29 protein-coding genes and 1 tRNA gene are annotated in these 24,790 nt (G+C 59.7%); 23 read left to right on the top strand and 7 right to left on the bottom strand.

The features are described 5' to 3' along the window. Window positions 1–27: 27 nt before the first annotated feature. From P406_RS02040 to P406_RS01940, 23 genes are all read left to right on the top strand, one after another. Window positions 28–381: a hypothetical protein gene (locus P406_RS02040; RefSeq protein ID WP_046235170.1), complete on the top strand. Its 354-nt coding sequence runs from the start codon at window positions 28–30 to the stop codon at window positions 379–381. Further along, the gene (locus tag P406_RS02035; protein WP_046235169.1) at window positions 381–680 is read left to right on the top strand and encodes a head-tail connector protein; all 300 of its coding nucleotides are present in this window, start codon (window positions 381–383) and stop codon (window positions 678–680) included. Before P406_RS02040 ends, P406_RS02035 begins: the two co-directional genes overlap by 1 nt. Next, window positions 680–1,000, top strand: coding sequence for a head-tail adaptor protein (locus P406_RS02030; RefSeq protein WP_024664858.1), 321 nt, complete (start codon window positions 680–682; stop codon window positions 998–1,000). Before P406_RS02035 ends, P406_RS02030 begins: the two co-directional genes overlap by 1 nt. A gap of 9 nt (window positions 1,001–1,009) precedes the next feature. Continuing rightward, window positions 1,010–1,174 carry a hypothetical protein gene (locus tag P406_RS29290; RefSeq protein ID WP_162832608.1) on the top strand — a complete coding sequence of 55 codons (165 nt, stop codon included), beginning with the start codon at window positions 1,010–1,012 and terminating at the stop codon, window positions 1,172–1,174. A gap of 3 nt (window positions 1,175–1,177) precedes the next feature. After that, window positions 1,178–1,678, top strand: a complete 501-nt coding sequence (locus P406_RS02025) for an HK97-gp10 family putative phage morphogenesis protein (RefSeq protein ID WP_003313677.1) — start codon at window positions 1,178–1,180, stop codon at window positions 1,676–1,678. After that, window positions 1,671–2,057 (top strand): DUF3168 domain-containing protein, encoded by a 387-nt coding sequence (locus P406_RS02020; RefSeq protein ID WP_003313676.1) that lies wholly within the window; start codon window positions 1,671–1,673, stop codon window positions 2,055–2,057. Before P406_RS02025 ends, P406_RS02020 begins: the two co-directional genes overlap by 8 nt. 54 nt (window positions 2,058–2,111) lie before the next feature. Then, window positions 2,112–2,609: a hypothetical protein gene (locus P406_RS02015; RefSeq protein WP_046235168.1), complete on the top strand. Its 498-nt coding sequence runs from the start codon at window positions 2,112–2,114 to the stop codon at window positions 2,607–2,609. Window positions 2,610–2,620: 11 nt separating this feature from the next. Next, window positions 2,621–2,956, top strand: a complete 336-nt coding sequence (locus tag P406_RS02010) for a hypothetical protein (RefSeq protein WP_046235167.1) — start codon at window positions 2,621–2,623, stop codon at window positions 2,954–2,956. Between the two features lie 65 nt (window positions 2,957–3,021). Beyond that, a complete protein-coding gene (locus P406_RS02005) occupies window positions 3,022–3,198 on the top strand; it encodes a hypothetical protein (protein WP_233590971.1) in 177 nt (58 codons plus the stop codon). A 21-nt stretch (window positions 3,199–3,219) separates the two neighbouring features. Next, a complete protein-coding gene (locus P406_RS02000) occupies window positions 3,220–6,723 on the top strand; it encodes a phage tail tape measure protein (protein ID WP_046235166.1) in 3,504 nt (1,167 codons plus the stop codon). Beyond that, window positions 6,723–7,061, top strand: a complete 339-nt coding sequence (locus P406_RS01995; RefSeq protein WP_046235165.1) for a phage tail protein — start codon at window positions 6,723–6,725, stop codon at window positions 7,059–7,061. Before P406_RS02000 ends, P406_RS01995 begins: the two co-directional genes overlap by 1 nt. Beyond that, a complete protein-coding gene (locus P406_RS01990) occupies window positions 7,058–7,807 on the top strand; it encodes a phage minor tail protein L (protein ID WP_046235164.1) in 750 nt (249 codons plus the stop codon). Before P406_RS01995 ends, P406_RS01990 begins: the two co-directional genes overlap by 4 nt. A 2-nt stretch (window positions 7,808–7,809) precedes the next feature. Beyond that, the gene (locus P406_RS01985) at window positions 7,810–8,574 is read left to right on the top strand and encodes a C40 family peptidase (protein WP_046235163.1); all 765 of its coding nucleotides are present in this window, start codon (window positions 7,810–7,812) and stop codon (window positions 8,572–8,574) included. A 61-nt stretch (window positions 8,575–8,635) separates the two neighbouring features. Beyond that, complete coding sequence (locus tag P406_RS01980) at window positions 8,636–9,058, top strand: hypothetical protein (RefSeq protein WP_046235162.1); 423 nt, start codon at window positions 8,636–8,638, stop codon at window positions 9,056–9,058. A 54-nt stretch (window positions 9,059–9,112) separates the two neighbouring features. Next, the gene (locus P406_RS01975; protein ID WP_046235161.1) at window positions 9,113–9,697 is read left to right on the top strand and encodes a tail assembly protein; all 585 of its coding nucleotides are present in this window, start codon (window positions 9,113–9,115) and stop codon (window positions 9,695–9,697) included. Between the two features lie 57 nt (window positions 9,698–9,754). After that, window positions 9,755–15,184 carry a TipJ family phage tail tip protein gene (gpJ, locus tag P406_RS30045; RefSeq protein ID WP_046235160.1) on the top strand — a complete coding sequence of 1,810 codons (5,430 nt, stop codon included), beginning with the start codon at window positions 9,755–9,757 and terminating at the stop codon, window positions 15,182–15,184. Beyond that, window positions 15,184–15,528: a hypothetical protein gene (locus tag P406_RS27030; protein WP_082100675.1), complete on the top strand. Its 345-nt coding sequence runs from the start codon at window positions 15,184–15,186 to the stop codon at window positions 15,526–15,528. Before gpJ ends, P406_RS27030 begins: the two co-directional genes overlap by 1 nt. After that, window positions 15,525–16,205, top strand: a complete 681-nt coding sequence (locus tag P406_RS01965) for a hypothetical protein (protein WP_046235159.1) — start codon at window positions 15,525–15,527, stop codon at window positions 16,203–16,205. The genes P406_RS27030 and P406_RS01965 overlap by 4 nt, the downstream gene beginning before the upstream one ends. 35 nt (window positions 16,206–16,240) lie before the next feature. Next, window positions 16,241–16,471, top strand: a complete 231-nt coding sequence (locus P406_RS01960; protein ID WP_046235158.1) for a hypothetical protein — start codon at window positions 16,241–16,243, stop codon at window positions 16,469–16,471. 59 nt (window positions 16,472–16,530) lie between these two features. After that, a complete protein-coding gene (locus P406_RS01955; protein ID WP_046235157.1) occupies window positions 16,531–17,064 on the top strand; it encodes a glycoside hydrolase family 19 protein in 534 nt (177 codons plus the stop codon). Next, window positions 17,061–17,591, top strand: a complete 531-nt coding sequence (locus P406_RS01950; RefSeq protein WP_046235156.1) for a DUF2514 domain-containing protein — start codon at window positions 17,061–17,063, stop codon at window positions 17,589–17,591. The genes P406_RS01955 and P406_RS01950 overlap by 4 nt, the downstream gene beginning before the upstream one ends. Before the next feature lie 56 nt (window positions 17,592–17,647). Further along, window positions 17,648–17,827 (top strand): hypothetical protein, encoded by a 180-nt coding sequence (locus P406_RS01945; RefSeq protein WP_046235155.1) that lies wholly within the window; start codon window positions 17,648–17,650, stop codon window positions 17,825–17,827. Beyond that, window positions 17,824–19,068, top strand: coding sequence for an SGNH/GDSL hydrolase family protein (locus tag P406_RS01940; RefSeq protein ID WP_046235154.1), 1,245 nt, complete (start codon window positions 17,824–17,826; stop codon window positions 19,066–19,068). The genes P406_RS01945 and P406_RS01940 overlap by 4 nt, the downstream gene beginning before the upstream one ends. A 14-nt stretch (window positions 19,069–19,082) precedes the next feature. Here P406_RS01940 and P406_RS28540 read toward each other — a convergent pair whose 3' ends face one another. From P406_RS28540 to P406_RS01905, 7 genes are all read right to left on the bottom strand, one after another. After that, window positions 19,083–19,427, bottom strand: a complete 345-nt coding sequence (locus tag P406_RS28540; RefSeq protein WP_029573082.1) for a hypothetical protein — start codon at window positions 19,425–19,427, stop codon at window positions 19,083–19,085. Between the two features lie 185 nt (window positions 19,428–19,612). Next, window positions 19,613–19,698: transfer RNA gene (locus tag P406_RS01930), tRNA-Leu, on the bottom strand. 166 nt (window positions 19,699–19,864) lie between these two features. Then, the gene (locus P406_RS01925) at window positions 19,865–20,935 is read right to left on the bottom strand and encodes a DNA topoisomerase IB (RefSeq protein WP_003346397.1); all 1,071 of its coding nucleotides are present in this window, start codon (window positions 20,933–20,935) and stop codon (window positions 19,865–19,867) included. A gap of 88 nt (window positions 20,936–21,023) precedes the next feature. Next, window positions 21,024–22,112: a molybdenum ABC transporter ATP-binding protein gene (gene modC / locus P406_RS01920; protein ID WP_046235153.1), complete on the bottom strand. Its 1,089-nt coding sequence runs from the start codon at window positions 22,110–22,112 to the stop codon at window positions 21,024–21,026. A 3-nt stretch (window positions 22,113–22,115) separates the two neighbouring features. Beyond that, window positions 22,116–22,796 (bottom strand): molybdate ABC transporter permease subunit, encoded by a 681-nt coding sequence (gene modB / locus P406_RS01915; RefSeq protein WP_011267944.1) that lies wholly within the window; start codon window positions 22,794–22,796, stop codon window positions 22,116–22,118. Continuing rightward, window positions 22,797–23,564 carry a molybdate ABC transporter substrate-binding protein gene (gene modA / locus P406_RS01910; RefSeq protein WP_046235152.1) on the bottom strand — a complete coding sequence of 256 codons (768 nt, stop codon included), beginning with the start codon at window positions 23,562–23,564 and terminating at the stop codon, window positions 22,797–22,799. A 101-nt stretch (window positions 23,565–23,665) separates the two neighbouring features. Then, window positions 23,666–24,745, bottom strand: coding sequence for an NAD(P)H-dependent flavin oxidoreductase (locus tag P406_RS01905; protein ID WP_046235151.1), 1,080 nt, complete (start codon window positions 24,743–24,745; stop codon window positions 23,666–23,668). Window positions 24,746–24,790: the final 45 nt, after the last annotated feature.

Raw genomic sequence — 24,790 nt, 5'->3', positions numbered from 1 at the left:
AAGGCCCCTTTTTTTTCGAGGTACGTTATGAAAATTCGCACCCTGTGGGGGTTTGAAGGCAATGCGGCCAAGCTGGGCGCAGAGAGCGATCGTGTACGCGCAGGCGTAGTGTTCGCTGAGGCCGACGACGAATATGCCCACGTCCTGATCGGCAAAGGCTTAGCCGTCGAAGTGGGCGGAAGTGCTCCAAAGGAAAACAAGCAAGTAAGCGCGGCGGAGAAAAAGGCAGCTGCGGAAAAAGCTGCTGCCGAAAAGGCCGCGGCTGAAAAGGCTGCTGCCGAAAAGGCCCAGGCTGAGAAGGCACAGGCTGAAAAAGACGCGGCGGAGAAAGCAGCCGCTGAAAAGGAAGCCGCTGAAAAGGCTGCCAAAGAGGCGTCGTGATGATTGCCTTGGACTTGGTCAAAACGCATTTGCGCGTGGATGGCGCTGAAGAAGATGCTCTGATCGAAGGATACATTGCAGCAGCTTTGTCCCACGTCGAGCAGCACTGTGATCGGGTACTTGTCGAAGACAGCCCAGTGCTGCCTGAGCAAATGAAGCTGACCAAGGACGTTCAGCAGGCGGTGTTGCTGCTGGTGGGCCATTGGTACGCAAACCGTGAGGCTGTCGTGATCGGCACCATCACCGCTGAGGTTCCATTGGCCGTCGAACGCCTGCTTTGGTACAGGAAGCGATTCTAATGAGAGCAGGCCCAATGCGTCACCGTCCTACGCTCTACAAGCCTGATCGGGTTAAGAATCGAACCGGTGGTTTTGACGACACCTGGATCGAGTCCGGCAAGCTCTGGGCGGAGTTCACCTTGCCAACTGGCCGCATCGAAGCCATTGCTGAAAAGCTTTCTGCGGTGGTTACCGCAGAAGTCCGAGTCAGGCCACGGCCGGACCTGATTGCAGGCTGCCGCCTGGTGAACAGAGGCGTCACCTATCTGATCGTGGCTGCACTGCCAGACAACGAGCTTTCAATGCTCCGTCTGCTCTGCACCAATGTCCCCAACCCTTGAGGAAATCCCATGAATGTTAGAGCACTTGCCAACATCTCCGGCGCCGTAGGCGAGCGGACTACAGGCGATGAATTCACCGTGGACGCTGCTACGGCAAAGTCTCTGATTGAGCGAGGCCTGGTCGAAGAGGTCAAGAACACCCCGGCGCCGAAAGCTGACAAGGCAAAGGAGTAACCCATGGCGCGCCGGTCCCGTATGTCCGGTGACTTCAAGCTACGCCGGACGCTGCGCAACATTCATCAGAACGTGGATAACGAGCTGCGCCCGGCCATGCAGGAGGCCGCCAACAAGATCCTGGCCACCATGAAGTCGACCATCCCTCGGGACACTGGCGAAGCGGCTGGCGCCCTGAAGGCGTTTGTCTCCAAAAGTGGCTTGGATGCGCAGATCGGCATTCGAGGCAAAAAGGACAACCGCCGATTCTTTTACCTGCGGTTTCTGGAATATGGCACCAAGGGCTACGACGGGAAAAAGCGCGCGGGCAACCGTAGTCGCTCGGTCAAGAATAAGTCGGACGGCTCCACGTTTTTCGGCAAGTACCCGAGCATACCTGCGCTGCCGGCTCATCCGTGGTTGCGGCCTTCGCTGGACGTGAACCGGGAGGTGGTGATGGCAGACATCCGCGCCGCCGTGAATCGAACGCTGAAGAAGGCCAGCCAGGGAGGAAACGATGGCTGATCCGTCCGTTGCCCTGCAGGTCGCACTTTTCGAGCGGCTACAGGCCGAGGTGTCATGCCCCATCTACGATGGGGCACCGCTGGACACGCCCATGCCGTATGTCTCGATCGACCGCGAAATCTCGACCAACACCAGCCCTATCGCCGGGCGCAAGCGTCAGCAGCGCCTGCTTTACCTGACCGTCTGGTCGGATGCTCACGGCCAGGCCGAGGTCAAGCGTATCAATGCTGAGGTGACCGCCGCGCTGGATGAGCGCCCCTTGCCGCTGGAAGTTGGCAGGGCAGTGTCTGTCCGTGTCGAGCGTGCGGATTCACAGCGCGATGCAGACGGCGTCACGTACATGGGCGCTATCACGGTCCGCGTCATCACCACTCACTGATTCAACATCTGCCGCTTCGCGGCTTTATCCAATGTGCCTTTTGGAGGAATTTCCATGGCCGACGACAATTTGAACACCGCTGCAGGCTGCCGACTTAGCCTCGGCACCAAAACCGGCGCCGATACCGAAGCCGATTACAAACAGGACGTTTACGTCGAGGTCGGCGAAATCGAAGACCTGGGCGAATTTGGCGATACCTTCAGTTCGGTGACCTTCACGTCGCTGAAGGATGGCCGCGTGCGCAAGTACAAGGGCACTGCTGACGCTGGCGACATGACGCTGACTGTCGGCCTGGACAACGGCGACGCGGGTCAAAAGGCCGTGAAGGTTGCCCACAAGGACCGCTCCAAGGGCGATTACAACATCAAGGTCACGCTGAACGACGGTGACGTGACAGCAACGCCTGCCGTGCTGCCGACCACCTTCTACTTCCGCGTGAAGGTGATGAACAACACCGTTGCGCCTGGCGCAGCTGACAACGTTGTGCGCCGCAACATCACCATGGGCATCAACTCCGATGTCATCGAAATTGCTGCCGGCCCTGCCGCCTGATCGGGTGAACCATGAGCAAGACATTGCACGGCAACATCGATCTTGTCATTGGCGGGACCACCTATCAATTGCGGCCAACCCTGGCTGCCGTCCGTTCTATCGAGGCGCGTTTCGGCGGACTCCGAGGCGCAGCCAGCGCGCTGCATCAGGTCAGCGTGGACGGTGCCGCGCTGATCATCGCTGCCGGTGCCAACCTGACTGAAAAGCAGACGGAAGGCCTGGCAGAGGCGGTATGGCAGGCGGGCGTAGCAGACATGACCCCGCAGCTGAACGATTACCTGGGAGCCCTTTACAACCCGCGCGGTGGCGAGCCGGGAAAGGAGCAGCCGACGGAGTCAGCGCCGTAGAGGCGGGGAGCTACGTCGATCGGCTTTACGCGGTGGCCACCGGCTGGCTCGGTTGGTCACCGCAAGTGGCTTGGCATACCTCGCTGCCTGAACTGTTCCTCGCGATGGACGCGAAGATCGAGTGGGCACGCATGACCAGCCCTTTCCCCAGCAGCACCCAGCCCAGCCCCCAATCCAAACCCAAACCGACGACTGTCGCGCAGAAGCTGCGCATGGCGCTCACCGGCAAGGGCAGCACATAACGTTTTTCCGGAGTTCCTTACGTGGCCGATACCGACGTCCAAGGCATGCTTGTCCGCATTGAAGCCACCACGGCGCAGCTGCGGCAGGAACTGACGCGCTCAGAAGGTTCGGTGTCGAGCACAGCTCATAACATCGATCAAAGCCTGGGCCGGATCGACAACGCTTTCGACCGAGTGAACGCCAGCGCCCAGACCGTGGGCCGTGCGGTCACATCAGCATTCGATCAGATCGGCGCCGGTAACCTGGCCGCTGCTGGTTCGATCGCCGGGTTGGTGGCGCTGACGACCAGCACCATCGATTACGCGAAAGAGGTCAAGAACCTTTCGGCGCTATCGAACACCACGGTCGAAGACTTCCAGCGCATGGCCTTTGGTGCAAAAACTGTCGGCGTTGAGCAGGACAAACTGGGCGACATCCTAAAAGACACCAACGACCGCGTCGGCGAATTCCTGCAGCGCGGCGGCGGCGAGATGTCTGATTTCTTCAAAGAAATCGCGCCGAAGATCGGGGTAACTGCTGGCCAGTTCGCCAATCTGTCCGGGCCACAGGCCTTGCAGCTTTACTACACCTCGCTCGAAAAGGCCGGTCTGAATCAGCAGCAGATGACGACCTACATGGAGGCGATGGCCGACGAAACCACGGCATTGATTCCACTGCTGCGCAATAACGGCAAAGGGTTCAAGGAGTGGGGGGATCAGGCCGATCGCGCGGGCTCGGTTATCTCAGAGTTTAACGTCAACCGCCTCGTCGCTGCGGGGCAGGCTATTTCCGGTTTGAAAGCAACCTTCTCCGGGGCGGCCAACCAAATCACCATCGGCCTGCTGCCAGGTATCGAGAGCATCACCAAGTCTCTACAGGGCTTGAGCGACAACGGCGGCGCTCAGCGTCTGGGCGAGACGATCAGTTTTCTGGCTGAGAACGTGGATGTACTGGTCGCAGCGCTGGGCGGCAAGATGGCGGCGGCTTTCGCCAAGTTCGCCATTGATGCGGTGACATCGTCGGCGACGGCTACCAAGGCGATGCTCACCAACATCGCCACCACCAAGGCCTCTGCTATCGCCAAGGCCGAGGAAACGGCGGCCTCGGCAGCGTCCGCTGCGGCCAAGCTACGTGAATCCGTCGCGGCCTACTCCGCCGCTCAGGCAGTGGAAGCGGAGACGATCGCGCGGCTCGCCCAGGTGCAGGCCGCTCGCCAGGCGCTCGCTTATCAGGCGCGGCTGGCCGTTGGCACGGTGGAAGAGACGCGATACACCGCCGCTCTGGCTGCAATGGACACGGAGCTGGCGGCAGCCAAGACGGCGGCAGCAGCTGCCACCCAGCGCCTTGCAATCGCTACCGCTGCGTCTTCGTCTGCCATGGTGCGTGACACTGCAGCCACGACCGCCAACGCGGCAGCCCAGGCTCAGGCCGCAGCTGCCAAGAACGTACTGGCGCGGGCGAGCTCGTCGCTGTTGGCGCTGCTGGGCGGCCCGGCTGGCATTGCGGCGCTGGCGATTGGTGTCGGCGTGGCGTTCCTGGCTATGGGCTCCAACGCCCAGACCGCCCGCACAGACGTAAACGATCTGAAACGATCGGTCGAAGAGGTGCGTAAGGAATTCGCTCAGCTGACCCGCGATCAGCAGCAGGGCGCACTGGTGCGTGTCACCGAGCAGCAACGCGACTCGGCCAAGGAAGCCGCAGATGCATTCGAGGGCCTGCGCACGTCGATGCAGCGTGCGCTCATCGGGCCGCGCTCCAGCGAAGCCGGCGGCAAACAGTTTGCGACGTTGGCAAGCAGCATGGAGGAAGCGAGGAAGGCCGGACAGCCGCTGTCCGACACGATTCTCAAGGTCGGTCAACAGCTCGGCATCCCGCAGAAACAGCTGGACGGCTGGGTCAAACAGTCCGAAGCGGTCAGCACGCTTGACGTTAATACCAACCTGCTGGCGGCCCGCCAGGCGCTGTACACCAAGCAGCTCGACGGCAGCACCAAAAGTACGAAGGACAAGACCGACGTCGATATTGCCGCCGACAACGCCGGCAAGAATTATCAGCAGACCCTCGACAAGCAGATCCATGCGCTCAAGGACAAGACGAAGCTCGAGGAAGCCGACCGGTTCATTACCGAGAACAAGATCGATCCACAGGGCGCCCTGGCAAAACAGATTCGGGATACCGCCAAGGCCTACGACGCCCAAAAGGACGCGGACAAGTCTGCGACAGAGTCGGCGCAAAAACATAAAGAGGCCCAGAACAAGCTCGAGCAGCAGCTCAAGACCGCTGCTGATGCCTACGCCAAGCTCAAGGAAAGCTTCGATCCGGTCAGTGCGGCGGCGGATGAGCAGACGAAAAAAACCGAGGAACTGCGGCTGCTTTACAAGTCCGGCAAGATATCGACGGAAGAGTACGGCAAGGGCCTGCAGTGGCTGAAACAGCAGTATGACCAGACCGTGGCGTCCGCCGACGGCATGGCTGAAGCGATGAAGTACGAGGCCGACCTGCAACGTCAGCTTGCGCTCGCTACGGCCTCCTACGAGCAGGCAGCCACAGCAGTCGGCATGGGCAGCAAAGAGGCTGAGCGGGCGCAGGCTCGCGTGTCGCTTGAGCAGGACACCAACAATAAGGTACTGGCGCTGCGCACTGAGCTTGCAACCGCTACCACGGACAAGCAGCGTCAGGCGCTGGAATCGCAGATCGCCCTGACCCAGCAGTACGGTGCCCGGCAGTTGGCAGCAATGCAGCAAGGGTATGTGAATCTTGACGCGGCTCAAGGTGATTGGAAGCTGGGCGCAAAGTCCGCGTTTTCCGATTATCTCGAAGCCGCCAAGGATGTCGCCGGTCAGACAAAGACCGCTTTCACCAGCGCCTTCGGCACGATGGAGGATTCGCTGAACACGTTCGCGACCACGGGCAAGTTCAAGTTCTCTGACTTCGCGACGTCGATCATTACTGACATGGGACGCATCGCCTCGCGCAAAGCGTCATCTGCTTTGCTGGGGATGCTATTTGATGTGGGGGTTAGCTATCTCGGCTCCGGTGGAAGCGGAAGCGGGAACGGCTTGGCTGCTGGCTCGGCAGGCGCATCGTCATCGAACCTCGGGGCTTCGCAAGCAGGCTACTCATCCACCTACTTCCCCCAGGCCAAAGGCGGCGCATGGGCGGGCGGAGTACAAATGTTCGCCGACGGCGCCGCGTTCACCAACAGCATCGTCAACACGCCCACGGCGTTCGGGATGGCCGGAGGCGGGGCGGGTGTGATGGGTGAGGCCGGGCCGGAGGCGATCATGCCACTGGCGCGCGGTTCAGACGGATCGCTCGGTGTCCGCATGGTTGGAGGTGCTGCCACCAGCGGCGGCACTGTCGTAAAAGTAGAGGCCCCTGTTTACCTGACCCTTGAAGACCGGAGCGGAGAGGGCATGGAGATCGACAGCGCTGCGCTTCAGCAGAACATGCAACGCCAAATGCTCGGAGTGGCGCAGAAGGCGATCGCCGATTCGTGGCGACCCGGAGGAACAAGCCACCGAAACACCAGTGGGAGAGGCTGATGGCCGTAGAAACGTTTGTTTGGGAGCCAGACGATGAGGCTGGTGGCGACAGTACGTTCAGAACCCGTGAGTCGAAGTTCGGCGATGGCTATGTCCAAGTGTCCAGTGACGGCCCGAACGCTGAAGAGGACACCTGGTCGCTGTCGTTCGGCGGCACGGGCAGCGAGATCAAGCCGATAGTGGATTTCATCCGCGCGCATCAGGGCGCCCGGGCGTTCCTTTGGACGCCACCCGACGAAAGCCTCGGTCTTTATCGCTGCTCTACTTTCCGTCGACAAAGAAAGCCAGGAGGCCTCGCCGTTCTGACCGCTACTTTTGAAAGGGCATACCAACCATGAGTTTGATCACTCAGTTGCAGAAGCTCGAGCCGGGCGCTGATATTTTGCTGTTCGAGCTCGATGGTTCCGATTACGGCGCCGACGTTCTCCGGTTTCACGGGCACGCCATACCGCACACGTCGGATGAACTGACAGCGGCTGGCGCCGATGTTGGTCAGCTTCCAGCCAAACCCATCTATTGGCAGGGCCAAGAGTACAGCGCCTGGCCGGTCCAACTGGATGGTGTGGAAGCAAACAGCGATGGAACCGCAGTAAGGCCTACGTTCGCGGCAGGCAACGTCAGTGGGCGTATAACAGCGCTCTGCCTGGCTTTCGAGGATTTGCTCGAGTTCAAACTGACCATGCGGCATACGTTGGGCCAGTACCTGGATGCAGAGAACTTCCCTGGCGGCAACCCCGATGCGGATCCGACTCAGGAATCTATCGAGGTCTGGTATCTCGATCAGAAAACCAATGAGGATGGTGAATCGGTCAGTTGGGAGCTGGCCAGTCCGGGCGACGTCGGCGGCGAATCGATTGGCCGGCAGATGACTACGCTTTGTCACTGGTGTCTCACCGGTGGATATCGCGGGCCGAACTGCGGCTACACCGGGCCATACGTGGACAAGGACGGTCAGCCCACCGATAACCCTGAACTTGATGTCTGCGATGCCACGCTGACGCGCGGCTGCACGCCGCGCTTCGGGGCTGGCAACGAAGTACCCTTTGGCGGTTTCCCCGCCGTATCCCTGATCGCTCGGAGCTGACCATGCTGAAATACATTTTGGCGGCCGTGCAGACGCATGCGGCGGCTGAGTACCCGCGCGAGTGCTGCGGGTTGCTCCTGAGCGTGGGGCGAAAGCAGCAGTACTTTCCCTGCTCCAACACAGCGACCGATCCAAACGAAGAGTTCCGCATCAGCCCCGACGATTACGCAGCGGCGGAAGACCTGGGCACCGTCATCGGAGTTGTCCACTCGCACCCCGACGCGACCAGCAGGCCGTCACCGCGCGATCAGGCGATGTGCGAGGCGACTGAACTGCCCTGGCATATCCTGAGCTGGCCCGAGGGTGACCTGCGCACCATCGTTCCCACCGGCAATACACCGCTTTTGAAGCGGCCCTTCGTGCATGGAGCCTGGGACTGCTGGCAGGTCTGCGCCGATTGGTACAAGCGCGAGTTCGGCCTGGAGTTCGAAGCATTCAAGCGCACGGATGGCTGGTGGGAGAGCGCAGACGCGGAAAGCCTTTACGAAACCAATTACGAGGCGGCTGGATTTGTCAGAGTGGATCAGCCGCAGCGCGGCGACATGGTCGTGATGGAGGTCGGGCGGACCAAGCACCCGAATCACGCTGGCATCTATCTCGGCGCGGACGCTTCGCTGACCGGTGAGGGAGGCGTGGTATTCGGCCCCGGCCCTTTCCTGTTGCACCACCTGTATGGCAGGCCGTCCGAAATCATCGTCTTTGGCGGGCCGTGGCTGGATAGAACACGCCTCATACTCAGGCACAACAAGTCAACGCAGCCCATATAGCTAGTGTGGATGGGTGGACAGGTCAGTGTTACGATTCAGGCTCACTGAATGAGGGATCACCATGCGATTTTTAATAGGGACGCTGACTTTGGCTCTGTTGACTGGATGTTCCAGCGCACCAATATCCGTTGGCCAAGCGGAACCTGTACCGGCTGACGAGTTATATGCGTATCAAACTAAACCTGCCGGCGATAGCGGGAAAGTTACAGTAATTCGAGATCAGGGGTTTGTTGGCTCGGGCTGCGATATCGTCGTCTACGTAGATGGTCGCAAGGCTGCCAAGATTGGAACTGGTCAGCGCGCAAGCTTTTACCTGAAGCCTGGAAGTCCAAGTATTGGTGCGGGTCTTGCGGACTCTGGATTATGTGCAGGCGCAGCGGTTAGGACGATTTCTGCGAACGTGCAGAACGGGCATGAGACCATTTACAGAATCACTGGCGATATGGGCGGTTTTTATCTAGGTCCCTACGTCGAATACCAATGAGTTAATCTTTTTAAAAGGCCGCCTCCGGGCGGTTTTTTTGTGCCTGGGGAAATTATGGCAGCTATCCACTATTCGCCTATGACAACCATCAAGCTATCCGGCTCATTGGCTCAAAGATTCGGGCGGACACATCGTAGGCAGATTGACTCAGGTCAGTCGCAGGAAGTGTTTCGAGCGCTCAATGTGACGATCAAGGGTTTCGCCGAAGAGATCAGCCGCTTAGATAGGCTGGGTATGCGTTTTGCCATTTTCAGAAATGGAAAAAATGTTGGAGTGGACGCCCTTTCGCTCGGTGGAACTCGTGAGATTCGAATCGTTCCAGTGGTTAGCGGCAGCAAGCGAGGCGGAATACTGCAGACAGTAATTGGAGCAGTGATGATCGCTGTTGGTGCCTACACAGGGCAGGCATGGCTGGCGCAGACTGGTGCAGCCTTGGCGATCGGCGGCGTTATCCAAATGCTTAGCCCCCAAGCCTCCGGACTAAAGCAAAGCGCCTCGCCTGAAAACCTACCCAGTTACGCATTTGGCAGTGCCAAGAACACAACTGCCAGCGGCAACCCGGTTCCGATCTGCATCGGTGATAGGCGCTGGGGCGGGGCGATCATCAGTGCGGGCATCTACGCCGAAGACAAAACATAACCAAATTTGCAGGACCACACCGCCCGAGAGGCGGTTTTTTTATGCCTGGAGAACAGCATGGGCGCAGCACGAAAAATCGATATCCACGGTGAGAAAGGCGGCAGCACCAGTCCGAAGTCGCCGACCGAGGCGTCCGACAGCCTGCGCTCTACCAACCTGGCAAAGCTGCTCATCGCGGTAGGCGAGGGCGAGTTTGAAGGCACCCCGACGGCAGCTGATATCTACCTCGACAACACGCCGATCAACGATGCCAGCGGCAACGTCAATTTCCAAAACGTGAAATGGGAGTGGCGCACCGGTTCAGTTGATCAGTCGTACATCCCTGGCATTCCTTCCATCGACAACGAGACGACAGTCAACGTCGAGCTGCGCAATGACTCGCCATGGGTTCGCTCGATCACCAATACTCAGTTGTCAGCCGTGCGCGTGCGCCTTGCATGGCCGGCGCTCCAGCGGCAGGACGACGAAGGGAATGTCGGCGGCTACCGCATTGAGTACGCCATCGACGTGGCCACTGACGGCGGCAGCTACAAGGAGGCGCTGCTGGAGGCCGTGGACGGCAAAACCACCACGCGCTACGAGCGATCGCGCCGCATCGATTTGCCCGCCGCGACATCAGGCTGGCAGATCCGCGTCCGCCGCCTGACTGCCAACCAGAACACCAACAAGATCGCCGACACCATGCTGGTGGCTGGGCTCACAGAGGTCATCGACGCAAAGCTGCGCTACCCGAACACGGCGCTGCTCTACATCGAGTTTGATGCTGAGCAGTTCACCAACATTCCCGCAGTGACGGTCAAGTGCAAAGCACGGAAATGGCAGGTGCCGAGCAATTACGATCCGTTCAACCGCACCTATTCGGGCGTGTGGGACGGCTCCATGAAAGAAGCATGGACCAACAACCCTGCCTGGGTGACATATGGCGTATGCACTCAAGACCGGTTTGGCCTCGGTAAACGCATCAAGCCGTGGATGGTCGACAAATGGGAGTTGTACCGCATCGCGCAATACTGCGATCAGGATGTACCAAATGGTGTGGGCGGCGTAGAACCTCGCTTCCTGTGCGATATGAACCTGCAGGGCAAGGCCGAAGCATGGTCGCTGCTGCGTGATATCTCCGGTATTTATCGCGGCATGACTTACTGGGCCCAAGGCCAGTTGGTTGCGCAGGCCGATATGCCGCGCAGCCAGGACTTCGATTATGTCTTCACTCGCGCCAACGTCATCGATGGTAAGTTCACCTACGGCAGCGCCTCGGCGAAGACACGCTACACCCGTGCCATCGTCAGTTACGACAACCCGGACAACAACTACGATACCGACGTCATCCCGTTCGCCGACCCTGTGCTGCAGCGCCGCTTCGGTGACAAGCCGACCGAGCTGACTGCCATCGGATGCACCCGTGCTTCTGAGGGGCAGCGTCGCGGTAAGTGGGTCGTGATGAGCAACAATCAAGACCGCACAGTGAGCTTCAGCACCGGCATGGAAGGGGCTATCCCGCTGCCTGGCTACATCATCCCGGTTGCTGATTCGCTGCTTGCCGGCCGGGAGATCGGTGGACGCATTGCGGGCGCTGCTGGAAAGGTAGTAGCCCTTGATCGGGACACGCTCGCAAAGCCTGGCGACCGTCTGATCATCAATCTGCCCAGCGGCCAGGCCGAAGGCCGGACCGTGCAGTCGGTGGCAGGTCGTGAGATCACCGTAACCGTCGCGTACAGCGAGACGCCTACCACACAGTTGCAGTGGGCTCTGGATGCCGACGACTTGGCTATCCCTCTGTACCGGGTGCTGAGCGTGAAACGAAGTGCGGAAGGCGAGTACGCAATTACGGCTCTCCAGTACGAGCCAAGTAAGTTCGGCTACATCGACACCGGTGCCCGGCTGGAAGAGCGTCCGATCAGCGTCATTCCCATCACCGTCGTTCCATCGCCTGCCAGTGTTTCGCTGGCGTCAACGACGGCGATCGCGCAAGGCCTGGCTGTTACAACGATGACCATCAGTTGGCCCGCCGTGGCCGGCGCGGTGGCTTACGACGTCGAGTGGCGCAAGGACAGCGGCAACTGGGTCAAGGTGCAACGCACCGGTACAACCAGCGTCGAGGTCAACGGCGTTTATTCGGGTTCATACCTCGCCCGCGTCCGCGCAGTGAGCGCCTACGACATTTCGTCGAACTGGCGGAATTCGATTCTCACACTGCTGAACGGAAAAGAAGGCCTGCCGCCTGCGGTGACCAGCTTGACCGCTGAAAGTCTGCTGTTCGGCATTGGCCTTAAGTGGGGCTTCCCTTCGGGTGCTGAAGACAGCCAGCGGACTGAGCTCTGGTATGCACTGGCGAACGATCTGAAAGCAGCCACGAAGCTGGCCGACCTGGCTTACCCGCAGGCTGAGTACGTCATGCAGGGGCTGCGCGCCGGGCAGACGTTCTTTTTCTGGGCGCGCCTGGTTGATCGCACCGGCAACATCGGTCCGTGGTTCCCACTGGTCGATGGCGTCATGGGGTCCGCCAGCGCCGATGCGACTGCAATTCTTGAGCAGATCGCCGGTGAAATCACTGAAAGCGCGTTCGGCAAAGATCTGCTTTCCAAGCTGGAAAAAATCGAGGGTAACGGACCTGGCTCGGTTAACGAGCGCCTAGCGATCATCAGAACAGCGCTGAACGAGCAGATCGCTGATGTAGACGGCAATCTGGCGGATGTCCGGGCAGAGCTGCAACAGCAGATCGACAACATAGCCGACCTTGCCGACTCCATGCCATACAAGCCAGACGGGACTTACAAGGCCGGGCAGGGCGTACTGGGCTCGGACGGCATCATCTACCAGGCCACGCAGAACGTACCGGTCAACACTCCGCCGCCGAACACCACCTACTGGCTGAACGTTGGCCAGGCGGTGGCCACGGCTGTGGGGTTGGCGTCTCGGGTGCAGACCGTCGAAACAAAGGTCACGTCCATTGAGGGCGTCAACACTGCGCAGGCACAACAGCTCACCGGCCTGCAGACGTCTCTGGATGGTAAGGCCTCGGCCAGCAGCGTGCAGTCCATCGGCAACCGGGTAACCGACGCTGAGGGGAAACTCACCAGCCAGAGCTCGGCCATCACCGGACTGACCAATGCTTTACCAGGAAAGGCCAACGTTGCGACCGTCGATGCACTGACCAACACGGTGAACCAGCAGGGAGGCGCGATCACCGCGCAAGGCCAGTCGCTGACCAACATCGCAGCGTCAATTTCTACAGTGGGCGGGCAGAATCTGATCTACAACCCGTCGTTCGAGAAGCGCGGCACCATCGGTGCAGGTCTTATCGGTGACGGCTGGCAGATCGGTGGACCAGCCACCCTTACCAGCACCAGCTATGTTCAATCGGGCATCGATTCGAAAGGCATAGCGCAGCGGGCCGACGTGACGAATCTGAACCCGTCGCGCTACATCGATGTGGTTCCAGCGCCTGAAAAGCGACCATCTGCCGGGCCGGGTCAGCCGTTCACTTTCTCCTGCTACGTGCGGGCGACGCCGGGACTGGGCATTCAGATATTTCTGCAGCCGCTCAACTCCGCCAGTGCGGTAGTTGTGACGGTGAATTCCAGCACCCTGATTGCTACCGGGGAATGGCAGCGCCACACGCTGACCATCCCGTCACTGCCAGCCAATACCGCAACCGTCCACTGCATCACCAGGCTAGTCACGGTGAACTCGGCTACTGCCGGCTTCCTTGAGGTTGATCGGGTGCAGGCGCAGTTGGCCGCCGTGGTCAGTGGTTGGCAGGACAATGCCGATACGGTCAAGACTGATCTTGCCGGACAAGCCGAGGCCACCAGCGCGCTCACCGCCCGCGTTACGCAGAATGAGACGAGCATTACCAGCGCCAGCAGCCAGCTGTTTTCGCTGAGCAACAGCGTGGGCACATCGGGCGGGCAGAATCTGTTCTTCAACCCGACGTTCAGCAAGGAAAGCGCGTCCGCCGGCACTGCCGAGGGTTGGATCACTGATTCAGGTGCGTCAGGTGGCACCAGTGTGCCTTCGATCGTGCCGTCTTGGTTGGTCAGTTCCGAGAAAGCCCAGCGCCTTGATGTTACTGGCCTGAACCTATCAAACAGTTATCGAGGCATCCGGGTATCCCCTGCGAACTACCGGCCAAAAGTCATGGCAGGTAACTCAGTGGTTGCGTCGTGCTACGTGCGCGCCACTGCAGGGTTGGTGTTCAAGATATTCATTCAGGGCGTGAACGCCGCTGGCACCGACGCTGTGACCGTTTCGGGTCCTCTAATTGTGGCCACTGGTGGCACTCAGCGAATCGTCTACGACTACCCGAACCTGCCGGCCGGAACAGCCTCTGTGCAGGCCTATTTCCGTCTGTACGGGTCGGACACGGTTGGCTCCGGTTTTGCCGAGTACACACGGGCGCAGCTCGAGGTGGGCACCACAGTCACCGGCTGGAGGGACAACACGGCTGTGCTCGCGTCAGAGCAGTCGGCGACCTCTGTCGCGGTATCGGGGCTTAGCTCCACGGTGACACAACAGGCCAACTCGATCAGCAGCGTGAGCGGCCGAACGACCAGCCTCGAAAACACCGTCAACAGCACCACCAATGGTCTGGCGACCAAAGCCTCTGCGTCAGCGTTGAGTTCGACTCAGTCAGCTGTAAGCCAACAAGGCCAGACACTTACCGCACAGTCAACCCAAATTCAAGGACTGAACGCGAGCTTGGGTGACACGAACGCGAATGTCAGTAGCGTCAATCAAGCGCTAGCGAACGTGAACAACGTTCTAGCGTCCAGAATTGATGGGGTGACCTCAACGGTTGGCAATGTAAGCGCCGCCATTCAAAGCGAAGCTACGACCAGGGCAAGTGCCGACGTAGCAATTGGTAGAAGCATTGATAGTCTGAGCTCATCCGTTGGCACGGCTTACGCAGCGATACAGAGCGAATCAGTCACCAGGGCCGATGCCGATGGTGCTTTGTCGCGTAGGGTCGATGATGTGCAGTCAACCGCTGGCAATGCGAATGCATACGCACAGCAGGCGATCAACACTGCTGCATCCGTCGATGGGAAAGTGTCCGGTTCCTACACCGTAAAATTGGGAGTGACGGCAAACGGCATTCAGTACGCATCAGGTTTTGGACTGGGGCTCGACAATTCTGCCGGACCTACTCAATCCAGGTTTGTAGTGAGTGCTGACTCATTTGCCATCTTGAACGCCAACCCGAATGACGGAGCAGTGTTTTCACCATTTGCTGTTACTGGTGGGCAGGTTTTCATAAACGAAGTGTTTATCAAGAACGGATCAATTGATAACGCCAAGATCGGAGACATGTTGTATTCCAGCAACTATCAGCCTCAACGGGCGGGCTGGCTTCTTAAAAAGGATGGAGTTTTCGAGATTAACAGCACGATACCGGGAGCGGGCAGGGTCCTCATTAACGGTAATGGGGTTTACATCTACGACGAAAATAACGTGCTACGCGTTCAGCTTGGGAATCTAGGATAATGGCATTTGGACTTAGAACATTCGGTGCCGATGGTGCCCTGCAGATAAATGAAAACTCCTTTACGATGCGCGTTGTGTTTACCACTGTAGTGGATAGGTCAGGCTGGACATTAGATGGCACCTTTACTGGTTCAGGTTACAGGCAGTGGGCGGTGGATGGAAAACCCGGAAACTGTACCGCTTGCCTCATACCAATTGGCTCATTCAGTGACAACACAACTCAGTATGAGACGGAGATGCTTGATGGCGTGGTGCGAGTCTATAACTACAACCGTGGTTTTCCTGCCGGCAAGGTACTGGCAAACGTTTCAAGCATGCGCCTTCTTGTCGTGAGGTTTGCATGAGCTTCGGTCTTCGATTTGTGAATGACAGCAACGTCGTGACACTGGACAGCGAATTCGCAAGGCTTGCTGTTGCTGCGTCCGGCACCTACTCACCAAACGCTGAAAACGGCCTTACGTCCATCGTCACGTTCCCGGCAGCAATCACGACAGAAGAGCCGCCATTGATTTTTGCCCGTCCAAATACTTCGGCATCTGGCCAGGCCGTAATCGCATCAGTGATCATCTACGGCTCTCCGGGTAACTGGACAGGCTTTCAGATTCGAACTCGAAGCACGCAGTTTTTACAGCCCAACGGACGTTGGTTTGCTGGCGTGTTTAAGTCGACGCCTGTTGCCAAATTTGGGATGCGACTTTTCAATGCGCAGGGAGGACTGATATTTGATACAGGGGTGCCATGCGCCCAGTTCACAAGGTCGTTTCAAAACTGGACCTATGAGTTCAATCAGCAGCTTACGATTGGCTCTACGAACTTCTATTCAGTTCCGTTCGACTTTCCAGAAAATGAATACATCATGATCAACAGCTTCTCTATGAACATGGTCGCTGCAAACACGCCAGGGCGGGTGCTCAGCTGTATGTGGGATTTCTCTGCACGCAAGCTTTATGCATTGACAACTGGCTCCAGCAACCCTTTTGCCTTTTATCTTCCGGCGCTGTTCGCCAAGATGCAGGCCTAACTTTTTACAAACCTAATCCAATGCGGAGATTCACCATGCCTTTCATCGCAGTCAATAGCAGCAACGGTTTCGACATGGCCAACAATACCCGATACGCGACCGAGGCCGAGGCTGACAGCCGTGCGCGCGAGATTCTGAACCAGTTCCCCACCGCCCAGGTGTTCACCGCTCAGTTGCTCAAGGACTACAGCGCCAAAGTCACCGTGACCGCCAAGGCATCTGCTGACCCGGTCAGCGAAGCAAGCGCGGATACAGCGTCGGCGTAACCGCACCGCAAGATCCCGGCCCGCCCAGTGCGGGCTTTTTGTTGCCCGGAGAAAAACGAATGTCCATCACAGCGCAGCAGTTGCTGCAGATACTCCCGAACGCCGGCCAGAGAGCCGGCGTTTTTGCACCTGTCCTGAACACCGCTATGAGCAAGTACCAGATCGTGACACCGCTGCGCATCGCGGCATTCATTGCCCAGGTCGGCCATGAGTCCGGTCAGCTGCGTTACGTCCGCGAGATATGGGGGCCGACTACGCAGCAGCTGGGGTACGAGGGGCGCAAAGACCTGGGCAATACCGTGCCGGGGGATGGCTCCAAATACCGTGGGCGCGGCCTGATCCAGATCACCGGACGGGCAAACTATGTCGAGTGCGCCGAAGCGCTGGGCCTGGATCTGATCAACCATCCCGAATTGCTCGAGCTGGCGCAGCACGCCGCAATGTCGGCGGCGTGGTTCTGGCACCGGGCCGCGCTCAACACGCTGGCCGACAAGGGCGATTTCCTGACTATCACCAAGCGCATCAACGGCGGCACGAACGGCCTGGCTGATCGGCAGGCGCTTTATGAGCGGGCGCTTGAGGTGCTGGCGTGAAGGCCCTGCCGTGGAAGGCAGTCGGCCTGCTGCTGATCCTGCTGGCGCTGGCCGGTGCGTTGTACGGGGCATACCGGCACGGCGTGACCGTTACCGACCTGGCCTGGAAAGCGAAGTGGGCCGAGGAAGTCAGCACCCGATCCGAAGCGGTGGCCACCACGACCACCGAGTACCGAACCGAAGAGCAACGCCGCCAGAAAGCGGCCAACCAGGTGGCGAACGATGCAAGACAAGAACAGACCGCTGCGCTTACTGATGCTGCTGTCGCTGATGCTGCTGGCAACCGGCTGCGCGTCGAAGCCGGAAAGCTTGCTGCCACCACCAGTTGCGCCCCCGGCGATACCGGCGCTGCCAAACGAGGCAAGGCAGCCACCCGCGCCGCCATGGTGCTCTCCGACCTGCTCGGCCGGGCTGACGCGCGAGCGGGAGAGCTGGCAAAGGCTTATGACGAATCCCGAATAGCCGGCCTGGCGTGTAACCGCTTTGTCGATGAGCTATCCAACACCACCAACCAAGCCAGGCCGTAGGCCGCCGGGGAAGTACTGTGCAGACAGCAACGAAGCAAGAAACCTACGACCGCACGATGAAAGTGACGTTGGCAGTGAAGGCGAACGGCGGGTCCGTGACGGTCCAGATCCAGGCCGGTGACAACTGGATCACCACCGATACGATCTGGAAAGACGGTGGCTATCAGCTGAGCATTCCGCCCGCGACGATCCGCTACGTGCCCGCTGCTGGCGCTGAATTCGAGGTATACGCATGAGCCTTCTAGTCAACCCGATCCCACGCCGCCAACCGATCCGGCGTGGCCTGGGCCTGCTCGGCGATAGCTTCTCGGGTAACTGCCATACCATCGCCGCGACAGCGTTTGGCACCGAGGCCTACGGCTATGCGGGCTGGATCGCGGCGCGCACCGGCCTGTTTCCCAGTTATGTCGACAACCAGGGCAAGCTCGGCGACCACACCGGGCAGTTTCTGGCCAGGCTGCCGGCCTGCATTGCGTCATCCACTGCCGACCTGTGGCTGCTGCTGTCGCGCACCAACGACAGCACCACGGCAGGTATGAGCCTGGCCGACACGAAAGCCAACGTGATGAAGATCGTCACCGCGTTCATGAACACGCCCGGCAAGTACCTGATCGTCGGCACCGGCACGCCGCGCTTCGGTAGCAGGGCTCTGACCGGGCAGGCGCTGGCCGATGCGATCGCTTACAAAGACTGGGTATTGAACTATGTCAGCCAGTTCGTGCCGGTGGTGAACATCTGGGACGGCTTCACCGAAGCCATGACCGTGGAAGGCCTGCACCCGAACATCCTGGGTGCCGAGTTCATCAGTTCGCGGGTGGTGCCGATCATCACCGCCAACTTCGAGTTTCCCGGAATCCCGCTGCCCACGGACTCTGGCGACGTTTACTCGGCCATCCGCCCGTTCGGCTGCCTCAATGCCAACCCGCTGCTGGCGGGCACCGGCGGTTCTCTACCTGCTGGCGTGAATGCTGTGGCCGGGTCTGTGCTGGCGGACGGCTACAAGGCCGTTGGCTCTGGCCTGACCGGTATCACCACGCGCTGGTTCAAGGAGCCTGCCGCCTATGGCGAGGCGCAGTGCATCGAGCTGCGTGGCAACATGGCTGCGGCGGGCGGCTACATCTACATGCAACCGACGGCCAACGTGGTACAGACCAACCTGGCGGCCGGCGACGTTATCGAAATGGTGTCGGCGGTGGAAATCATGGGGTCGTCGCGCGGCATTTTGGCTTGGGAGGCTGAGTTGACCATCACCAAGACGGTCAACGGGGCGTCGTCCACGTTCTACTATCGGTCGATGGACAAGTACCAAGAGGCGTTCACCATGCCGGCCAGCTTTTCCGGGGCGCTGGAAACGCAGCGCGGCACGATTGACCTGAGTGAAACCGTGATCACCTCGCGCATGGGCCTGTACCTGGCTGCAGGCGTGCCGCAGGACTCGACGGTCAAGGCCGCGCAGTTCGGGATACGCAAGATGTAGGCCCGCTTCGAGCGCTACTCCTTTTCACCCCATCTTTCCGGGCTGATTCCTTCGAGCCTCATGACCTCACGATGCTGTTCGATCACGTACTTCTGTGAGTTTATTGTCGCCCAGGAATCGCAGGCATCGCGTAGCAGGTCAGATATCCGGCTGTCCGCATCCCTCAGCTTTATCCTGAGCTTGTCACGCTCGAGCGCCGCATCGTTGTGCATATCGATGAGCTTGGTGACGTGCTTGCGATATCGGTCGACCTCGTCGCGCAGCAGTCTGTTTTCTTCCGCCACCAGGTGCGCGTGCTGCTTAAGCATCTGCTCTTCAGTGGGGCAAAACGGCCAGTCTTCGGCGTAGTCGATGTTCATGATGAGTGATTCTCAATTGCTGTATGTGCATACAGTAGTTGAGTCTTTCAGATTTGGGGAGTGGTGTTCGTCGGCAGGACGCCGGAGGTGGGCGCTAACAATAATTGCGGCAAGAATATAAAATTGCGGCAATTTAAACAAAAAGGGCCTACGCACATAACGCGCGTAAGCCCTTGATTTATATGTGGTGCCCCGAGCCGGGGTCGAACCGGCACGTCCAAAGGACGAGGGATTTTAAGTCCCTTGCGTCTACCAATTTCGCCATCGGGGCGGTAGCGCCAAGAGCAGGGAATATATACACCCGGCCCCCATGAAGCAAGCTTGAAAGCGTCTCGAAAGGTGCAAGACGCTGCTTTTTTGTCTATCAGAAATGCTTGGCAAATCATGAAGCTACGAAATTTTTTTGGCGCAAAGGCTGACGTCCGTGGTCAGGCCGCTCAGGCCTTGCTGTCTTTCACCACCGCATCCTTAACCACAGCCTCGACCTTGTCAGCCAGTATTCGCAGGTAGCTCGCCAGGGCGACTTCTTCCAGGCGCAAGCCTTTGCGTTGTCGGGAGCGGGGGAGTTTGGCCAGGTTGCCGAGCAGGAAGCCTTCCAGAACCGCCGGGTGGATGTAGCATTTTCGGCAGATGGCGGGGGTGTTGCCCAGTTGTTTCGAGACTGCCTTGACCATGTCGACGATGTGCCGTTTGGCGTCGGCTTCTGGCTCCCAGTGCAGTTTTTGCAGTGTTGCCAGCGCCAGCGCGCTGGCCGCCCAGGTTCGGTAGTCCTTGGCGGTGAAGTCCGAGCCGGTGAGGCTTTGCAGGTAGGCATTGATATCCGATGAGGTCACCGCGTGGCGCACGCCGTCTTCGTCCAGGTACTGGAAGAGATTTTGTCCGGGCAACTCCATGCAGCGTTTGATCACGTTGGCCAGACGTCGATCCTTGACGCTGACTTTATGCTCGACGCCGCTCTTGCCGCGGAATTCGAAGAGGATCTGGCCGCCTTTGACTTCGACGTGCTTGTTGCGCAGGGTGGTCAGGCCGTACGAGCGGTTTTCCTTGGCGTACTGGCTGTTACCGATGCGGATCAAGGTCGCGTCCAGCAATGAGATGACCGTCGCCATGACTTTTTCCCGGCCCATGCCCGGCTGGGCGAGCTGTGCTTCGATCTGCTTGCGCACTTTGGGCAGCGCATGGCCGAACTCGATCAGCCGCGAGTATTTGTCCTGATCACGTATTTCGCGCCAGCGCGGGTGGTAGCGATACTGCTTGCGCCCGCGGGCGTCGCGGCCGGTGGCCTGCAGGTGACCCAGCGGGTCGGCACAGATCCACACCTCGGTGTAGGCGGGCGGCACTGCCAGAGCGTTGATGCGCTTGATCTCCGACTCGTCCTTGATGCGCTGACCCTGAGTGTCGAAGTACGCGAATTTGCCGCGCAGTACCTTGCGTGTAAGGCCCGGTTGAGTGTCGTCTACGTAATGCAGTTCACTGGCGGGCTGGCTGATGGCAGTCGAGTCAGGCATGGCTAAGTTCCAAAGGCAGTTAAAAACACTGACCTCGGCCTTTTACGGTGGTGCCGTTTATTTGCTGCGTGGCTGTTTTTTCGAAAGGTCAGGCCAGCACCGCGACCGCCTTGATCTGCGCCCACAGCGACTGGCCTCTGTGCAGGTTAAGTTGGTCGCTGGAATAGCGAGTGATGCGCGCGAGCAGCGGCGTGCCGCCAGCGTCCAGCTTGACCAGCACGTGTGCCGAATTGTCGGCCAGCGCTTCCTCGATCACCGTGACCGGCAAGCGGTTGAGGATGCTGCTCTGGTAATCGGGTTGCAGGTTGAGGCTGACGTCACGGGCCTGGACCTTGATGCGCAGCAGGGTGCCGACCTGCATCTGCGCGTGGGCGACGCGCATGCTCAGTTTGCTGTCGGGCAGCGTCACGGTGAGCAACTGGTAATGCTGATCATAGGCGCTGACCGTGCCTTCGATGACCACCCCCGCATCACTGCCCATCGCCAGCGGAAGGTCCAGCCGCGCCAAGGTTTCGTGGATCGGACCGCTGGCCAGCACGTTGCCTGCGTCGAGCAGCACCAAGTGGTCCGCCAGGCGTGCAACTTCATCCTGAGCATGGCTGACGTACAGCATGGGGATGTCCAGTTCCCGGTGCAGGCGCTCCAGGTACGGCAGGATTTCACTTTTGCGTCGGGTGTCCAGCGCCGCCAGCGGCTCGTCGAGCAGCATCAGCCGCGGGCTGGTCAGCAGGGCGCGTGCGATGCCTACGCGCTGGCGCTCGCCACCGGACAGCTTGTCAGGGCTGCGCTGCAGCAGGTGATCGATGCCGAGCAGTTCGCTGGCCTGCGGCAGTTGAATATGGCGCTGCTGGCGCGGGATACGTTTCATCCCGAACTCCAGATTGTCCCGCACCGACAGATGCGCGAACAGGCTGGCTTCCTGAAACACATAGCCGATCGCCCGCTTGTGCGGAGCCAGGAAAATACCTTTTTCGGTGTCCTGCCAGACTTCATCGTGAACGCGGATGAAGCCCTGATCGGCTTTTTCCAGGCCGGCGATACAGCGCAGGCAGGTCGTCTTGCCCGAGCCGGAAGGCCCGAACAGCGCGGTAATGCCCGACCCCGGCAGGCTCAGGTCGGTATGGACGGTGAAATCCGGGTAGGCCATCTGCAAGCGGACTTCTATCGGCGACGCCATGGCTCAGCTCCATCCCGTTCTGGATTTGCCGCTGGAATACAACGCCAACAGCACCAGAAAGGAAAAGACCAGCATCGCGCCGGCCAGCCAGTGCGCTTGCAGGTACTCCATGGATTCGACGTGATCGAAGATCTGCACCGACACCACACGGGTTTTCTCGGGAATATTGCCGCCGATCATCAGGACCACACCGAACTCGCCGACCGTGTGCGCGAACCCGAGGATGGCCGCAGTGATAAACCCCGGCTTGGCCAAGGGCAGAATCACGTGAAAAAAGGTGTCCCAAGGGCCAGCCCGCAAGGTAGCTGCGACCTCCAGAGGGCGGGTACCGATCGCTGCGAACGCGTTCTGCAGCGGCTGCACGACAAAAGGCATCGAATACAGAACCGAGCCGATCACCAGCCCGGCAAAGCTGAAAGTCAGCGTGCCCAGCCCCAGGCTTTGCGTGAGCTGACCCACCGCACCGTTGGGGCCGAGCAGCAGCAACAGGTAAAAACCGATAACGGTTGGCGGCAGCACCAGGGGCAGGGCGACCACTGCGCCAATCGGCCCCTTTAGCCATGAATCAGTGCGCGCCAACCACAGCGCAACGGGCGTGCCGATGATCAGCAGGATGACAGTGGTCAGCGACGCCAGTTTCAGCGTCAGCCAGATCGCCGCGATGTCGGCACTCCCCAGCGGCATTTACAGCTGGTATCCGAAGGACTTGATGATCGCGGCGGCTTTCGGGCCCTTGAGGTACTCGACCAGGGCCTTGGCAGCGGCGCTGTCCTTGCCTTTGTTGAGGATGACCGCGTCCTGCTTGATCGGGTCATGCAGGTCATCCGGTACGATCCAGGCCGAGCCGCTGGTCAGTTTGCCATCCTTGTAGATCTGCGACAGGGCCACGAAACCCAGCTCGGCGTTGCCGGTGGAGACGAACTGGTAGGCCTGGGTAATGCTCTGACCTTCGACGATCTTGGCTTTGGTGGCTTCGGTCAGGCCCATTTTGCTCAGTACCTGAGTCGCTGCCAGACCGTAGGGGGCGGTTTTGGGGTTGGCGATGGACAAGTGTTGATACTGATTGGCCTTGAGCACTTGGCCCTTGCTGTCGACATAACCATTCTTGGCTGACCACAACGCCAGTGTTCCGACCGCGTAGGTGAAGCGCGAACCCTTGACGGTCTCGCCTTCCTGCTCAAGTTTTGCCGGCGTGGCGTCGTCAGCCGAGAGGAAGACCTCGAACGGCGCGCCATTCTTGATCTGCGTATAGATCTGACCGGTAGCGCCAAACGCGGCGACGAGCTTGTGGCCGGTGTCCTTCTCGAAGTCAGTGGCTATCGCCTGGATCGGCGCGGTGAAATTGGCCGCCACGGCGACTTGCACTTCGTCGGCAGACGCATAGGCTGCGGCAGAGGCGGCAAAGGCCAGCACGGAGAACTTGAGAATGGCGCGTAGCGTGGTCGTTCGCATGAAGCAGCTCCTTGATGATGAAAATGCACGCCATCGAGATAAGGGCGTTTCGCTATATAGATAAATATATAGCGTCAGCCTGTTGTTCTGAAAGCACTGTTTTATCGCGGAGACAGAATTTTCAGCGCATTTTCGGCCAGTTGCCGCGTCAGTTCGGTGGCTCCCAGCCGATGTTTGATACCGACTGCCTGGCCTGCCCAGAGGTTCACGAAGTCACTGCTGCCCAGTTTTTCCGCCTGCGCACGCAGCGGCATCAAGGCACCGCCCGCCAGCGGAAACGCCGGGGCGAGCGCGCTGATGGGGCCGGCTTCGCGCATGATCCGGTTGACGATGCCTCGCGCCGGACGCCCGGTGAAGAGGTTGGTCAGCGCGGTCTGGCTGCCCGTGGCATCGTGCAGCGCTTGACGGTGCAGGGCGCTGACGCTGGATTCCGGGCAGAACAGATACGCGGTTCCGACCTGTACCGCCGAAGCGCCCAGGACAAATGCCGCAGCTACACCGCGACCGTCCGCGATACCACCTGCGGCGATGACCGGGATGCTTGTGGCGTCAGCCATTTGCGGGACCAATGCAAAGGTGCCGACCTGTGTGTGCAGTTGATCGCTGAGGAACAGCCCCCGATGGCCGCCAGCTTCATAGCCCATGGCAATCACCGCATCACAGCCGTGTTGCTCCAGCCAGATAGCTTCCTCGACCGTGGTGGCTGACGAGATGATTTTTGCACCGGTGGCCCGGACCCGGTCCAGTAAGAATGGCTGCGGAAGGCCGAAATGGAAACTCACCACTTCCGGCCTCAAGCGCTCGATCAATGCGCAGCTGTCGCTGTCGAAGGGCGCGCGGTTAGAGACCGGTGTCGGCGCATCGAAATCGGCACCCAATTCCTCGTAATAGGGCTTGAGCGACTGCTTCCAGCGTTCGGCGCGCCCGGCATCGTCGGCAGGAGGCTGATGGCAGAAAAAATTCAGGTTCAGCGGGGCGTTGCCGGTCTGTTGCCTGAAAGTCGCGATTTCCTGGTCGATTTTCTCGGGAGTGAGCATGGCGCAGGGCAATGCCCCCAAGCCGCCAGCCTGAGCCACAGCAATGGCCATCTGCGATCCGCTGGCGCCCGCCATGGGGGCTTGCAACAGCGGCAGTTCGATGGCGAACAGTTCGGTGATGCGGCTATCTGGCCATTGGCTCATGTAGTTCTCCGGCAGGCATTCGGCAGACGCTCATTGAGCGCGAGA

Origin of the sequence: Pseudomonas syringae pv. coryli str. NCPPB 4273, assembly GCF_000972175.1 — a bacterium.
GTDB lineage: Bacteria > Pseudomonadota > Gammaproteobacteria > Pseudomonadales > Pseudomonadaceae > Aquipseudomonas > Aquipseudomonas syringae.
The sequence above is the reverse complement of the archived record's forward strand: the minus strand, read 5'-3'. Positions and strand labels throughout refer to the sequence as shown.